Here is a 14,662-nt window from a genome sequence, read left to right on the forward strand (position 1 = left end):
TCATGTGATTCCTTTGATTATCCGGTATTAGCACCGATTTCTCGATGTTATCCCAGTCTACAGGGCAGGTTGCCCACGTGTTACTCACCCGTCCGCCGCTAACCTCTGGGAGCAAGCTCCCTTTGGTCCGCTCGACTTGCATGTATTAGGCACGCCGCCAGCGTTCGTCCTGAGCCAGGATCAAACTCTCCGTTAAAGGATAAGCTGATTCGCTCATTTTGCTGGCTTGCTTCAGTTTTCACTGAAGTTCCAATTTGCATTGATTTCTCAATGACTAACATTGACGAGATACCTTGTATCTCTTTAATTCGCTTGGCTTTTGTTCAGTTTTCAAAGAACTCGTTTCGCTCTTTAGCGACTTTATCATCTTAACAAATTTGATGTTTTGTGTCAACCACTTTTTTTCAAATGTTTTTTTGATGATGACGCGTTGTTTCAGCGACAAGTAATAATATATCACACAGAAATTAATTGATCAATACTTTTTTAAGAAAAATTTATATGATAGCGCAAATGGTTAATTCCATTTGCTTTAGTAGGCTTACACTCAACCCTCATAATCTTCTTTTCAACTAAAAAGTTAAGAAATAGCTCTAGATCGATTTTATAATCTTCGACCTCAGATAAAGCCATCAACTCAGAAATCGACCATTCTCTTTTCTCAAGTCTAATACAGTCTATAAAGTGTTGGCTACCTTCTATTGTTTTCGAATGAATCGCAAACTCTGTAGCCAAAACCATTAACTCAATTCTCTTTTCTAAAGTTTCTTCACTTTTTAATAACTCTTGATATAACTTATATGTTTCCGGCTCGATTTGCCTTACTTGTTCCCACACCGTTATTTCCGGATAAAATCCTTGACGAATAACCGCAAGCCTCGCTAAATGATGAAGAGCATGCATCATATTTGAATAAGCATCAAAGAAATGTCCTTGAGCAAATAGCGTTTTCCCCTCTTCAAACCGACGCAACATTTTTGTAAACTGAATAGTCATCTTTTTTGCACGATCGTCTAGAGGAAATGTTTCGATCCTTTCTTTCACATTCGCTAAAAACTCATTTCGATCGTAAACAATCTTTCCACTCACTAGCCAATCAACTAAACGGCGATTACTTCCAACAATAAGAGAATAATGCATCAGTTCTTTGTCTAATATATGTAATGCAACTGTTCTGTTATCAATAACATAGTGTTTAATATCCCATTGAATCGCTGTATCTTCCTTTATAATAAGAACAACAGCATTAAAACCGTCCGTTATTGACGTTTTTTCTCCCTCATTTTCTAATAACAAGATTGCACATGTATCTAGTTCGCTTGCACGGTCTTGATATAATTGCCTCAACATTGTATCTACCATTCCAACGACTCCCTTCCCCAAGTACCTTTACTTAAATATGAATAATCAAATATAGAGAAATAACGTCTTACTTTTTATTTCTACTTCTTTCTTGCAAAACCCTTTTTACAAAAAATATTCACAGGCAGTCAAATGTACACTATGCTATACTAATCGCAGGAGGGACAAATATGGCACTAAAATATACAAATAAAATTAATAAAATCCGCACATTTGCACTATCTTTAGTTTTTATCGGGATCTTAATTATGTATCTCGGCTTAATCTTTAAATCTACACCCGTAGTCATGACTATTTTAATGATGGTTGGCTTTTTAGCGATTATTGCTAGTACACTTGTTTATTTTTGGATTGGAATGCTTTCAACTAAAACAATTCAAGTTGTTTGTCCAAGTTGTGAGAAACCGACCAAAGTGTTAGGCCGCGTTGATGCATGCATGCACTGCAACCAACCGTTAACGATGGATAAAGAACTAGAAGGTAAAGAATTTAACGAGGATTATAATAAAAAATCGACACAGAGCTAACGGTCATGTAGCTCTGTTTCTTTTTACCCAAATGATAGCTAACTGAAAAGTCACACGTCAAAAGAAAGCACGACTACATTTAAAGTAGTCGCGCTAAGACGTTCATTCATTAATTCAAACTTAATGCTGGACTTTTTTAGAACATTCGGGGCATGAACCGTAAATCTCCATACGGTGATTATGAACTCTAAATCCAGTTACATGCTCTGCTAACGTTTCAACTTCATCTAGACCTGGATAATGAAAATCAACTATCTTTCCGCAATCTTGGCAAATTACATGATAATGGTCAGTTGTGACACAATCGAAACGGCTTGAAGAATCTCCATAAGTTAACTCTTTTACAATCCCAACTTCTTTAAAAACGCGTAAATTATTATAAACAGTCGCCACACTCATATTAGGGAAACGCCCTTCAAGTGCTTTATAAATTTCATCCGCCGTTGGATGCTTCATTGAATCATATAAATATTCCAAGATAGCATGACGCTGCGGTGTCATACGTACACGTGTGCTTTTAAGTGCTTCAATGGCATCTTGCAAGCGATGGTTTGACATCGTCATGCACCTCTCTTTCAATACAACAATTCTTATTTTATAATAAGTATAGTATAGAAGTGAGAGGGCTGTCAATTAGTCATTACAGCGATATTATTACAAACTGGCAGGATTCTCTTATCAATTAGCCAATCTTATATGAGAGTGCTTTTCAAATTATGGTGCAAAGCCTTATTTAATAAACGACTTGCCCTCCAAAAATAAAGCAACGTCCTTTACATCAATAAGAAATGAGGTATAGCGATGAATATGATTATTTTTTCTTTTTTGTTTACGTTTCTCTATGCTTAAGCAAGAACTTTGTAACGCTTCTTTTAACTCCGAGTGATCCTTTTCTTCAAGACCAATTAAAAAGGTTGTATTGCCCTTCCGAAGAAAACCTCCTGAACTCGCTAATTCCGTCATTCGATACCCTTTTTCTTTTAAGCTCTTTTCCACTTCATCAGCATAGAAGTCATCAATAATACAAATAAGCAGCTTCATTTTTTCGCCTCACTTCCCTCAAATGATGACCAATCTTTAGTACCCTTTATTTAAGTTTATTCGATTAATAAAGTTTTCGTGTTTCTCTTGGTTTATATATTTCTTTAGGTTCTCTCTAAAAATTTGAAATGCTCTGGGCTGATATGAAGAAGAGATTCCAGATAAATGAGGGGTCACCGTCACATTATTCATATCCCAAAATGGACTTTCATTTGCTAATGGCTCTTGCCAAAAGACATCTAGAACCGCATGCTCGATCGCCCCCTCGGTCATAATCTTAATTAACGCATTCTCATCAACTGTATAACCTCTGCCAATATTAATAAATGTTGCACTACGTTTCATTTTACGAAAACGTTGTTCATTCATTATTTCCTTCGTTTCCTCTGTTGCTGGTAACACATTAACAACAAAATCAGCAACAGTTAAAATCTCTTCTACTCTTTCATTAGATACAACTTGATCGACATTTTCCACTTCCTGTCCAGAAGAGTTCATGCCTAAGACATTCATATTAAAAGCTTTGGCGAGCCTCGCTATCTCTTGACCAATAGCACCCACCCCTAGAATTGATATCGTCTTACCATTTAATTCAATCATCGGGACAGAGCGATTCCAATCGTGAGCTTGCTCCTGCTCAATTAAAGTTTTAGTTTTTCTCGCAACTTGAAGCATCATTCCAATCGTATACTCTGCCATTGGTTTAGCATGAATACCTCGACAATTCGTTACTAAAATACCCTTTTTCTTCAAGGCATCAAATGGTAGCTGCTCCAAGCCAGCTGAGATAACCATAACCCATTTTAATTTATTCGCAGTTTGAATATGTTTTTCCTCTAAATCTTCACCATATGTGATCAAAATTTCTGCCGTTCTTAATTCGTCTTCCGCTTCGGCCATATTATTATAGAAAGAAAAATAGGCTTCTGGAAATACTGTTTCTAAGTCTTTTTGAATATTAGTTGCTATTTGGGCTGATGAAATTATTTTCATATCCTAGCCTCCGTTACTTTGAATCGCATCCACCTATTAGCTAAGCTCGGCAGCTATATAATCAAACACTTCTTTTACATGGTCGGCCACTTTTACTTTTCTCCACTCTTTTGCTAATTTTCCTTCTTTATCAATCACAAAAGTAGAACGCACAATTCCCATATACTCTTTCCCGAAGTTCTTTTTCAATTTCCATACATCAAAGAGCTCTGATACTTGATGCTCTTCATCAGATAATAGTAAAAATGGTAAGTTATATTTCTCAATAAATTTCTCATGTCTAGCAACTGGGTCTGGACTTACCCCTAAGATCACCGCATCATGCTTTTCTAATTCCTCACTATAATCTCTAAAATCACAAGCCTGTGTTGTACAACCTGGTGTCATATCTTTAGGATAAAAATAAAGAATAATATTTTTACCTTCATAATCTTTTAATGAGACACTCTCGCCATTATTTGCTGGTAATGTAAATGCTGGTACTTTTTCTCCTACTGCGATAGCCATTTAAAACCACCCTTTCAAAATTTATATCTTCTAGCGTATCTGAACTTTCTTCTAAAAACAACTTATCCGATTTCTATCAAAAAAGTATTAACTCTCTATTTATTACTATTTTAAAAAGGAGATGAGTCCACTGCAAGCCTTATCTAATGAGTTATTAATTCAAAGTTACTTTCAGGCAAAAAATTTACGTCTAAATGAACAATTTATCCAACTTTTATTAGAGGAAATTAAAAGAAGAGAGCTCCATTTGAGCGAGATAAAAAAAGATGAATAATCCCAAGAGAATTTAAGCAAATTCTAACGGATAATAGACTCCCCTAGTCAAATGTCTACAGTTGCTCTATCATAAATAATATGATTGAATAACGATCAAAATAATTTTATGAATCAGCTTTTATTTGGAGGTAATTATGAATTTCTCAAAATCAGAAGAATTACATAAGGAATCATTAGCACATATCGTTGGTGGGGTGAATAGTCCCTCACGCTCTTTTAAAGCAGTCGGTGGTGGTTCACCGGTTTATATGGAACGAGGGCAAGGGGCTTACTTTTGGGATGTTGATGGCAACCAATACATCGATTATTTAGCAGCTTACGGGCCAATCATTACAGGACATGCCCACCCCCATATTACAAAAGCGATTCAAACCGCCGCTGAAAAAGGAATACTATACGGCACTCCAACAGGTCTTGAAATCACTTTTGCAAAAATGTTAAAAGAAGCGATCCCATCTCTTGAAAAGGTTCGTTTTGTCAACTCAGGAACCGAAGCTGTCATGACAACGATTCGTGTTGCTAGGGCTTATACAGGACGAGACAAAATCATTAAATTTGCAGGTTGTTATCATGGCCACTCTGACTTAGTCCTTGTTGCAGCTGGCTCCGGCCCTTCCACTCTCGGTACACCTGATTCAGCAGGTGTGACTAAAAGCACGGCTGAAGAAGTCATTACTGTTCCATTTAATGATATCAGTGCCTATAAAGAAGCTCTTGATAAATGGGGCGACCAAGTAGCCGCTGTCTTAGTAGAACCGATAGTGGGCAACTTCGGAATTGTCGAACCGAAAGAAGGCTTTTTACAAGCTGTAAATGATTTAACCCACGAAGCAGGTGCTTTAGTCATTTACGATGAAGTCATTACGGCTTTTCGTTTTATGTATGGTGGAGCTCAAAATTATTTAGGCATTGAACCAGATATGACAGCATTAGGTAAAATTATTGGCGGTGGCCTGCCAATTGGAGCATACGGCGGGCGCATCGATATTATGGAAAAAGTCGCTCCGCTCGGTCCTGCCTATCAAGCCGGAACGATGGCTGGTAACCCCGCTTCCATGAGTGCTGGAATTGCTTGTCTAGAAGTGCTTAAACAAGATGGCGTCTACGAACAGTTGGATTTATTAGGGCAAAAGCTTGAAGAAGGCATTCGCCAACTAGCAAGAAAACATCATATTCCTATGAGCTTAAATCGTTTAAAAGGAGCCCTAACACTGTATTTCACTACGACAACTGTCACCAATTACGAAGAAGCGGAAGCCTCTAATGGCGATTTATTTGCGATTTTCTTCAAAGAAATGCTTAAACAAGGCATTAATTTAGCTCCATCTAAATATGAGGCCTGGTTCCTGACAACAGAGCATACGAAGGAAGATATCGAAGCTACATTAAAAGCTGTAGATGAGGCTTTTGCCGTTGTATCTTTACACGTTTAATACTAATAGACTTAAAAGCAATTAACTGCTGCTTTTAAGTCTTTTTATTTGGTTCATTTCTCCCTCTAATTTATAACTATTCACACACTTCATTTCGCAAAAAACATCGAAGAATTGAGAGCTATGCTTCTAATTACAGGATGCTTTCCACAACTCCTTTGCATATATCACATCTGTTATGTATACAGACTTTTCTTTTAATCAATTGTCCTATTTATTAAAAACCGTTCATATAATTTTAAAACTTTCGCCTCAACCAGCTTTTTCATAAACTATAATAATTACACATAATCTTTTTCAAGAAATCACTTGCTTCTTCTCTCTAATCACGGTATAGTACGTTCGGTACTGATGTAAACTAATAGGAAGAAAACTATTTTTCAAAAGAATTTTACGATTAGTACTTATGATTACATGACGTTCTCTCTAATAGTGAGATGAACGGATATCAGAAAGGACATCTTATTAAAATGAAACTTGGTGCTCGTATTTTTAAAACGGGTCTTGCTGTTACATTAGCTATGTATGCAGCTTTATGGTTAGGTTCTGATTCTGCAACATTTGCTGCAATTGCTGCTGCTTTTGCGATTCAACCTTCCATTCATCGAACTTTCCAAACAATTTTAGATCAAATTCAAGCAAATCTAATTGGAGCGATTTTAGCGGTCATTTTTGTGCTCACATTTGGTCATGATCCATTCGTGGTTGGTGTTGTTGTTATTTTAGCTATCGCTATTATTTCTAAATTAAAACTGGAGCCTTCAACGATTCCGCTTGCGATTGTAACGATCATTATTATTATGGAAAGCCCTACGACGAATTTCGTCGAATTTGCAACAGATCGATTTCTACTCATTATGCTTGGTGTGTTTACAGCCTTTATTGTCAATCTTTTCTTTATCCCACCAAGATATGAAACAAAATTTTATCAATTAATGTTAAATGAAACAGACAATGTGATTCAATGGATCATGTTATTGTTAAGACAAGATGCCGATCCTCGTTCATTAAAAGATGACCTTGAACGATTAGATGGGCAAGTGAAAAAATTAGACAATCTTTATAGTTTATATAAAGAGGAACGAAATTATTTCTTAAAAAACAAGTATAGTAAAGCACGAAAATTAGTGCTCTTTAGGCAAATGCTCATTACAATAAAAAAATCAATTTTTGTTCTAAAAAACTTTGAAAGACGCTCTGATGATATTAAACAACTACCAGAGCCAATTCAACAACAATTTGAACAACAACTTGATTTATTAACGAATTTCCATAATCGAATTCTGTTACGCTATGTTGGAAAAGTGACTTCCTCCCCTTCTCAAGAAACATTAGAGGATCTAGATATAGGGAAGGCATCTTTAGCCCAAGCTTTTATTACCTACTATAATCAAGAGGAAATTGAAGAACAAACATGGATGCATACTTTTCCCGCGATTTCACAAATTATCGAATATCAAGAAGAGTTGGTCCATTTAGACCATTTAGTTAACAGCTTCTTTAAATATCATACCGAGGAAAGTACACTTGATATTAATCCCGAAGAATAACACTTCTTTAATAAAGCACTATACACGATAAGCAAAAAGAGCTGTCCCACAAAGTCCAAATTGACTTTACCGGAACAGCTCTTTTTATCGTTCTAATTCAAGATAGAGGAATCCAATCCCCTATATACAAATTTATTGAAATTGCTGGACTTCAAACAAACGTTTATAGCTACTGTTTTTGTCATTCATTAACTGATCATGGGTTCCAACCTCTTTAATTTCCCCGTTTTCAACGAGTACAATTTTATCTGCATGGGTAATCGTTGATAAGCGATGGGCGACAATGAAGGTTGTCCTGTCTTTTGCAAGCTCTTCTAAAGCCTCTTGAATATAATGTTCACTTTCTAAATCAAGGGCAGAAGTCGCTTCATCAAAAATAAGCATTGGGGGATTTTTCAAAAAGACACGAGCAATGGCAACACGTTGCTTTTGACCACCTGAGAGCTTCACGCCTCTTTCCCCGACCTCAGTATCATACCCTTCAGGTAAATTCATAATAAATTCATGGGCGTTCGCCGCTTTAGCTGCTGCGATTACCTCAGCATCTGTTGCACCTGGATTCCCCATTAAAATATTTTCCTTTACAGACTCACTAAACAAAATATTATCCTGTAAAACCATGCCTATTTTATCACGTAAACTTCTCACTTGATAATGGCGAATGTCGGTCCCATCAAGTAAAATCGCTCCTGAGGTCACATCATAAAAGCGCGGAATTAAGCTTATCAAAGTACTTTTACCTCCACCACTCATTCCAACAAAGGCAACCGTTTCCCCACTTTTGATCGTTAAATTTAAATTTTTCAAGGCGGGCGTATTTTCTTCATTATAATAAAAGCTCACATTTGAAAATTCGATCTTCCCATCCGTATGTTTTAATTCCTTTGAACCAGGCTTGTCGGTAATATCATATTCTTCATCAATAAATTCAAACACTCGGTCCATCGAGGCGATTGATTGAGTTAAAACTGTTGATGAATTTACAAGACGACGTAAAGGTCCATATAACCTTTCCATATATAAAACAAATGCTGTCATAACCCCTACTTCAATCACACCATTTAAAGCAAAATAACCTGCAACGATAATGACAAGTAATGGGGCAATATCGGTTATCGTGTTCACAACAGCAAACGTTTTCGCATTCCACCTCGTATGATCGAGGGCCTTTGCTAAAAAGTGATCATTCCGTTTAGCAAACTGCTTTTGCTCATGATCTTCTAAAGCAAAACTTCTAATAACACTCATTCCTTGAACACGTTCATGCAAATGTCCTTGTACTTCGGCTAACGCTTGCGAGCGCACACGGGTAATATTTCGTAGTCTGGCATAAAAATATTTAACCGAAAATCCATAAAGCGGAAACATTGAAATGGCCACAAGCGTCAACCAAACATTCATATTTAACATAATAATAATCGCAATAATGATCGTAAATAAGTCAAGCCAGATGTTCATTAACCCTGTAATCACAAAATTCTTTGTTTGTTCCACATCATGGATAACGCGAGAAATAATCTCCCCTACTTTACGATTGGAATAAAAGCGAAGGCTTAATTTCTGGATATGACTAAAGAGCTGATCACGAATATCATATAATATTTTACTACCTATCCATTGAGCAAAGTATTGACGATAGTACTCTATTGGTGGGCGTAATACTACAAAAATAAATAACATAATAGCCATAATCTTAAATAACATTGATTGCTTCTCTTCTACTGATAAACCGTCCACTAAAATAATATCATCAATAATATAAGCAACGACTAAAGGCAATAATAATGGAATTCCAAACTTTAAGATGCCAATTAATATCGTGATAATAATTTGTTTTGTATATGGTTTTACAAACGCCATATAGCGTCTAATACTTCCCAAATCTACACTCCTCCCTTTCAAGTCTTATTATGAACGAAAAACTTTTGAATCACTCAAATTTTGCTCAGAGCTTTTTTATTCAGCATTTTCCGCCTTATTCATGTGCAGAATAGAGATGTCCTTAAAACATCCTTTTCGTAAAACCTCCCAAAAACATCGAAAAAAGCCCGAACCTCAGGCTTTTTCTGGAATACATTGCTATCAACTTATCGATATTGTAAAAAGCGCTCATACCAATTTTCAATAAATTGTGGGGCGAAAGGGCCCTTACGTTGATGAATCCAAGATACCAATGTGTCGACACTTCGTTGCAAAATCGCGTCTAACTCAGGTGGATAATTCATTTGTTTTTGATGGAGCTCGTACTCATCTTCATCCAATAACTTGAATGTCATATCTGGAGCGACTTTAATGTCAAGGTCATAATCAATATATTTTAATGCTTCCTCGTCCCAAGTAAACGGAGTTCCGATGTTACAATAATAATGGATGCCATCAGCTCTGAGCATAGCTATCGTATTAAACCATTGCTCAGAATCAAAATAACATATGGCAGGTTCCCTTGTTCTCCAATTACGTCCATCTGATTCTCTTACTAGGATTCGATCATTTCCTCCAATCACAACCTTTGACGTCCCTTTTAATATGATGGTATCTTCCCAAATCCGATGAAGAGATCCATTATGTTTATAACTATGGATCTGAATACTACTACCCACTTTGGGAAAGTTCATTTGTTACTCCTTTCTGTGTAACTTTTCACTGGACGTCCATACATAGAGCTTTTCAATCTAGTTGCTTGTACGAATCAAGCTCCTAAATGTGAGCCAACTCTCATGTACTTATCTACACTTCAATCAATCTTAATTTGTCTATTCTGTTCTATTATACCGCTTTCTAACCTCTTTTGAAACGGTAAGTACCCGATAGCAGAAAAAAAGGCCTTCTTTTGTTTTGGTATCAACAACGAAGGTCCCCTCAATCATACGATTATTTAATTTGGATAACTAATTAACAACTTGAGCAAGGCGAGGCATCGTAGCCACATTTTTCTCCGCTTCTTTTTCCTCTTTAATTAAGCTATATGTTAAACAAATTGGTTTATTTGTCTTTGGATCACGCCCGATCACCGCATCAATGTTAAAGACCTTTTCAAGTACTGGTTGAGTGATTACTTCCTCACAGTTACCCGATTTAACAATTTCACCGTCTTTTAAAGCGACAATATGATCAGCAAAGCGAGCCGCTTGGTTTAGGTCATGTAACACCATCACAATGGTACGCCCTTGTTCTTGATTTAATTTTTGTAAGAGTTCTAACACTTCTAATTGGTGAGCCATGTCTAAATAAGTCGTTGGTTCGTCTAAGAAAATAATTTCTGTTTCTTGGGCAAGAGCCATCGCAATCCAAACACGCTGTCTCTGTCCTCCGGAGAGAGCATCGACAGTCCGATATTTAAATGTTTGTAACCCAGTCACTTCAAGAGCCCAATCAATCATTTCTAGATCTTTTTTATTTAATCGACCATACCCTTTTTGATGAGGATAACGACCATAAGAAACAAGTTCACTAACTGTTAAGCCACTTGCACTCTCTTGTGTTTGCGGCAAAATCGCCATTTTTTGAGCCAAATGTTTTGTGTTCTCTTTGACAATTTCTTTTCCATCTAAAACAACCGTACCCGTCTGATACGAGATAATTCTTGTCATCGCTTTTAATAACGTTGATTTCCCACAGCCGTTCGCTCCGATGATGGTCGTAATTTTATGATCCGGTATTTCAATTGACATATCCTTAATAATCGCTTTATCACTATAGGCTATATGTAAATTTTCCGTATATAGACGTGTCATCTTCATCACCCTCTAACTCATTGTATTATTATCGTAAAAATATATTAATTCGATTTGTTTATTAATTTTCAAATGGATTGATAACATCTATATAATACTAAGCACAAGTTGACTATAATGCGATTGAGAATCGTTGTCAATAGTAATTGCCAAATATACATATTCGGTGTATGATGGTGATAATGATTATCAATATAGACTAGGTTTTGGAAGGAGTGAGTCTTTTGCACTCAATAGACTTATTTGATGTAACAATTATTGGGGCTGGACCTGCTGGATTATATTCTGCTTTTTATAGTGGCTTACGAGAAATGAAAACAAAAATAATTGAATATCAACCACGTTTAGGTGGAAAAGTTCATGTTTATCCAGAGAAAATGATTTGGGATGTCGGTGGATTAACTCCTACTCCTGGAGCAAAATTGATTGAACAAATTGTGCAACAAGGACTAACTTTTAATCCAGAAGTTGTTCTCAATGAAAAAGTGACTTCCATTTCTCGTGATCTTGATGAAGGTTATTTTATTTTAACAAGTGCAACAGGCAATATTCATTATTCTAAAACCATTATCGTAGCTGTTGGTGGCGGAATCCTTTCTCCCTCTAAAATTGAAATTGATGGAGCGGAAAGATTTGAAATTACGAATCTAAATTACACGGTCAAATCTTTACAGCATTTTAAAAATAAAGTCGTAATGATCTCAGGTGGCGGAAACTCGGCGATTGACTGGGCAAACGAACTTGAACCAATTGCCAAAAAAGTTTATCTAACTTATCGGAAAGAAGCCCTTACTGGTCATGAAGCACAAGTAACTCAACTTTCAAATAGTGGTTGTGAATGCCACTTTAACAGCTATATTACAAAATTTATTCCAAATGAAACTCACGATAGAATTAGTAGCGTTGAGCTCATGAACCACCGGACGAAATCAACTTCATACATTGATGTTGATGAAGTAATCATTAACCACGGCTATGAACGAGATAGTACGCTCTTACAAAAAAGTTCATTGCCAATCGAATTAGTTGAAGATTTTTATATTAAAGGTACATCACAGAGCGAATCGACTGTACCTGGTATATTTGCGGCTGGGGATATTTTATCCCACCCTGGCAAAGTTCATTTAATTGCTGGAGCTTTTCAAGATGCTGCAAACGCCGTCAATAAAGCCAAACAATATATTCAACCAGACGCTGCTCAAACCGCAATGGTTTCTTCCCATAATGAAATTTTTAAACAACGAAATAAAGAATTAATCAAACAATTTGTCAAATAAATAGCAAACGACCCAAAAGCACTTAAATGAGCTTTTGGGCTTTTTTTATTTACTTTTCAGGTAGTTTTAATGCGAGTTCGAGATTCGCTCCTTAAATTTGGATTGGTCGTTTCATTACTTATTCTGAATGATTCGCTCCCTAATTTTAAATTTGCGGTGGGTTCATTACCTATTCCTGACTATTCGAACCTTAATTTTGCTTTCGCCGTGGTTTCATTACCTATTCCTGATGATTCGCTCCCTAATTTTGAATTTGCGGTGGGTTCATTACCTATTCCTGACTATTCGAACCTTAATTTTGCTTTCGCCGTGCTTTCATTACCTATCCTGGATAATTCGCTCCCTAATTTTGAATTTGCCGTGGTTTCATTACCTATTCCTGACTATTCGCACATTAATTTAACATTCACGGTGGTTTCATTACCTATGCTAGTTTATTCATACCTTAGTTTCAATTTTCATTAGCGACAAAAAAGCCGGTACGAAGATTGAACTTCGCACTGACTTTTGGTTAGGTTTTTTACCTTTTTACTATTGTTGTTTTTTCTTTTGCTGGGATTGTGCGTTTTGTTGTCTTACTTGTTGTGCATCTGTTTCGCTAGCAAATTCTGTTTCATAGCTAGCGTTTTGTTGAGAAGCTTGATTTTGCTTCTTCACTTGTTGTGCATTTGTTTTTGATTGGTTCTGTTGATTTTGGTTTGCCATTTTTATCACCTCCACAAAAATTAAGATGTCCAGGAGGCGAGCATTCTATCCATAATAAATTCTCTAATTTTATGTTAAAAGGGAAATTCCTCCATCAACAATGAGTGTTTGGCCTCTAATCATTGACGCTTGATCAGAAACTAAAAACATAACTGCATTCGCTAAATCCTCTGGTTCCACTAAACGGCCAGCAGGTGTTCGACTTGCAGATGATGCTAAAAGTTCTTCACGATTAGGAAAATGGGTTAAGGCATCTGTATCAACCGCTCCTCCTGAAACCGCATTAACCACAATTCCTTTTTCTGCTAATTCAACCGCTAAATATCTCGTTAAAGCCTCAACTGCTGCTTTTGATACCCCTACAGTCGTATAATTTTCTAAATATCGAATCGAACCTAAAGAACTTAAACTGACAATTTTTCCACCACCTGATTTTTCCATACGTTTAGCGGCTTCCTGAGCACAAAATAATAATGCTTTACTGTTAATATTCATTGTCCAATCCCAATGATTCTCTTCCAACTCCATAAGTGGGCGCAAAACACCAGATGCAGCATTATTAATAAAAATGTCTAATCGATCAAAATGCTCGTCAATTTCTTCAAACATTTCCTTAATTTTCTCAGGTTTTCCAACATTCGCTTTGACAACTAATGTTTTTCGTCCTAATTGTTCAATTTCAGCTGCTGTTTCTAAAGCCGCATTTTTATTTCTAGCATAGTTAATGACAATATCATACCCTTGCTCTGCTAAACGTAGGGCAATTCTTTTTCCTATTCCTCTACTACTACCTGTAACAAGTGCTACTTTTTGTTCCATTACTTTTCCTCCTAAAATCTATATGTATCGCAACAAAGTTTATTAGTCATTCCTTGTTATTATATCGTATAGCTTGATGATAGAACAGGGAGACTAACTTTAAGTCATTTTCAATATAATAAAAAACAAAAAAAGGAGGCGAAGATGATGCATGACAGACGTGATATGACCGAGCTTTCAATGCTCCCCAAAAATGAGTGGACAAAACAAGAATTAGCTTACTTCCACTATAATTTACAACAGATGGTTCCTTATTTAAATGCAGAAGGAGCTACCATTCATAGGGAAATCATTGAAGAAATTGAAGCACGAGGTGGCCTGAATGAATAAACTATCCCTGGATTATAAAAGCGGGTAATTTTTTGCTATACGTACAAATGACAAATCAAATGAGCTAGTCACATGAGCTCTTTTGTCGTGACCTTATAATCTCCTCCT

Annotated in this window: 16 protein-coding genes and 1 rRNA gene; 6 read left to right on the forward strand and 11 right to left on the reverse strand. The window is 36.3% G+C overall.

All coding sequences use genetic code 11. The features are described 5' to 3' along the window. Positions 1–196, reverse strand: a 16S ribosomal RNA gene (locus BALCAV_RS08025); the annotation flags it as partial. 290 nt (positions 197–486) lie between these two features. Continuing rightward, entirely contained in the window at positions 487–1,362 is an 876-nt protein-coding gene (locus BALCAV_RS08030) for a nucleotidyltransferase-like protein (RefSeq protein WP_003322752.1), read from the reverse strand. 170 nt (positions 1,363–1,532) lie between these two features. Here BALCAV_RS08030 and BALCAV_RS08035 point away from each other — a divergent pair, with 170 nt between their 5' ends. After that, positions 1,533–1,889 carry a YgzB family protein gene (locus tag BALCAV_RS08035; RefSeq protein ID WP_003322753.1) on the forward strand — a complete coding sequence of 119 codons (357 nt, stop codon included), beginning with the start codon at positions 1,533–1,535 and terminating at the stop codon, positions 1,887–1,889. Positions 1,890–2,009: 120 nt separating this feature from the next. On the opposite strand, the gene perR is transcribed toward BALCAV_RS08035, so the two are convergent. From perR to bcp, 4 genes are all read right to left on the reverse strand, one after another. Then, complete coding sequence (perR, locus tag BALCAV_RS08040; protein ID WP_003322754.1) at positions 2,010–2,447, reverse strand: peroxide-responsive transcriptional repressor PerR; 438 nt, start codon at positions 2,445–2,447, stop codon at positions 2,010–2,012. 171 nt (positions 2,448–2,618) lie between these two features. Then, on the reverse strand, positions 2,619–2,930 hold the full coding sequence (locus tag BALCAV_RS08045; protein WP_003322755.1) for a cyclic-di-AMP receptor: 312 nt from the start codon (positions 2,928–2,930) through the stop codon (positions 2,619–2,621). Positions 2,931–2,966: 36 nt separating this feature from the next. Further along, on the reverse strand, positions 2,967–3,923 hold the full coding sequence (locus BALCAV_RS08050) for a D-2-hydroxyacid dehydrogenase (RefSeq protein ID WP_003322756.1): 957 nt from the start codon (positions 3,921–3,923) through the stop codon (positions 2,967–2,969). Between the two features lie 36 nt (positions 3,924–3,959). Further along, complete coding sequence (gene bcp / locus BALCAV_RS08055) at positions 3,960–4,430, reverse strand: thioredoxin-dependent thiol peroxidase (protein ID WP_003322757.1); 471 nt, start codon at positions 4,428–4,430, stop codon at positions 3,960–3,962. Positions 4,431–4,560: 130 nt separating this feature from the next. On the opposite strand from bcp, the gene sda reads away from it, so the two are divergent. From sda to BALCAV_RS08065, 3 genes are all read left to right on the forward strand, one after another. Continuing rightward, a complete protein-coding gene (sda, locus tag BALCAV_RS21570) occupies positions 4,561–4,704 on the forward strand; it encodes a sporulation histidine kinase inhibitor Sda (protein WP_136445964.1) in 144 nt (47 codons plus the stop codon). Between the two features lie 136 nt (positions 4,705–4,840). After that, positions 4,841–6,139 carry a glutamate-1-semialdehyde 2,1-aminomutase gene (locus BALCAV_RS08060; protein WP_003322759.1) on the forward strand — a complete coding sequence of 433 codons (1,299 nt, stop codon included), beginning with the start codon at positions 4,841–4,843 and terminating at the stop codon, positions 6,137–6,139. Positions 6,140–6,609: 470 nt separating this feature from the next. Then, positions 6,610–7,689 (forward strand): FUSC family protein, encoded by a 1,080-nt coding sequence (locus BALCAV_RS08065; RefSeq protein WP_003322760.1) that lies wholly within the window; start codon positions 6,610–6,612, stop codon positions 7,687–7,689. Positions 7,690–7,821: 132 nt separating this feature from the next. Here BALCAV_RS08065 and BALCAV_RS08070 read toward each other — a convergent pair whose 3' ends face one another. From BALCAV_RS08070 to BALCAV_RS08080, 3 genes are all read right to left on the reverse strand, one after another. Then, positions 7,822–9,570: an ABC transporter ATP-binding protein gene (locus BALCAV_RS08070; RefSeq protein ID WP_003322761.1), complete on the reverse strand. Its 1,749-nt coding sequence runs from the start codon at positions 9,568–9,570 to the stop codon at positions 7,822–7,824. 206 nt (positions 9,571–9,776) lie between these two features. Then, positions 9,777–10,304: a nucleoside tri-diphosphate phosphatase gene (ntdP, locus tag BALCAV_RS08075; protein ID WP_003322763.1), complete on the reverse strand. Its 528-nt coding sequence runs from the start codon at positions 10,302–10,304 to the stop codon at positions 9,777–9,779. 273 nt (positions 10,305–10,577) lie between these two features. Beyond that, positions 10,578–11,423 (reverse strand): ABC transporter ATP-binding protein, encoded by an 846-nt coding sequence (locus BALCAV_RS08080; protein WP_003322764.1) that lies wholly within the window; start codon positions 11,421–11,423, stop codon positions 10,578–10,580. 224 nt (positions 11,424–11,647) lie between these two features. Here BALCAV_RS08080 and BALCAV_RS08085 point away from each other — a divergent pair, with 224 nt between their 5' ends. Next, entirely contained in the window at positions 11,648–12,700 is a 1,053-nt protein-coding gene (locus BALCAV_RS08085; RefSeq protein WP_003322765.1) for an NAD(P)/FAD-dependent oxidoreductase, read from the forward strand. Positions 12,701–13,231: 531 nt separating this feature from the next. Here BALCAV_RS08085 and BALCAV_RS08095 read toward each other — a convergent pair. Together BALCAV_RS08095 and fabL are read right to left on the reverse strand one after the other, a co-directional pair. Beyond that, positions 13,232–13,405, reverse strand: coding sequence for a gamma-type small acid-soluble spore protein (locus BALCAV_RS08095; protein WP_003324361.1), 174 nt, complete (start codon positions 13,403–13,405; stop codon positions 13,232–13,234). A 69-nt stretch (positions 13,406–13,474) separates the two neighbouring features. Then, positions 13,475–14,224 carry an enoyl-[acyl-carrier-protein] reductase FabL gene (fabL, locus tag BALCAV_RS08100; protein WP_003324360.1) on the reverse strand — a complete coding sequence of 250 codons (750 nt, stop codon included), beginning with the start codon at positions 14,222–14,224 and terminating at the stop codon, positions 13,475–13,477. 147 nt (positions 14,225–14,371) lie between these two features. Here fabL and BALCAV_RS08105 point away from each other — a divergent pair, with 147 nt between their 5' ends. After that, positions 14,372–14,554, forward strand: coding sequence for a hypothetical protein (locus BALCAV_RS08105; protein WP_003324359.1), 183 nt, complete (start codon positions 14,372–14,374; stop codon positions 14,552–14,554). Positions 14,555–14,662 lie beyond the last annotated feature (108 nt).

The sequence above is a fragment of the Alkalihalobacillus alcalophilus ATCC 27647 = CGMCC 1.3604 genome (genome assembly GCF_000292245.2).
GTDB classification, from domain to species: domain Bacteria; phylum Bacillota; class Bacilli; order Bacillales; family Bacillaceae_D; genus Alkalihalobacillus; species Alkalihalobacillus alcalophilus.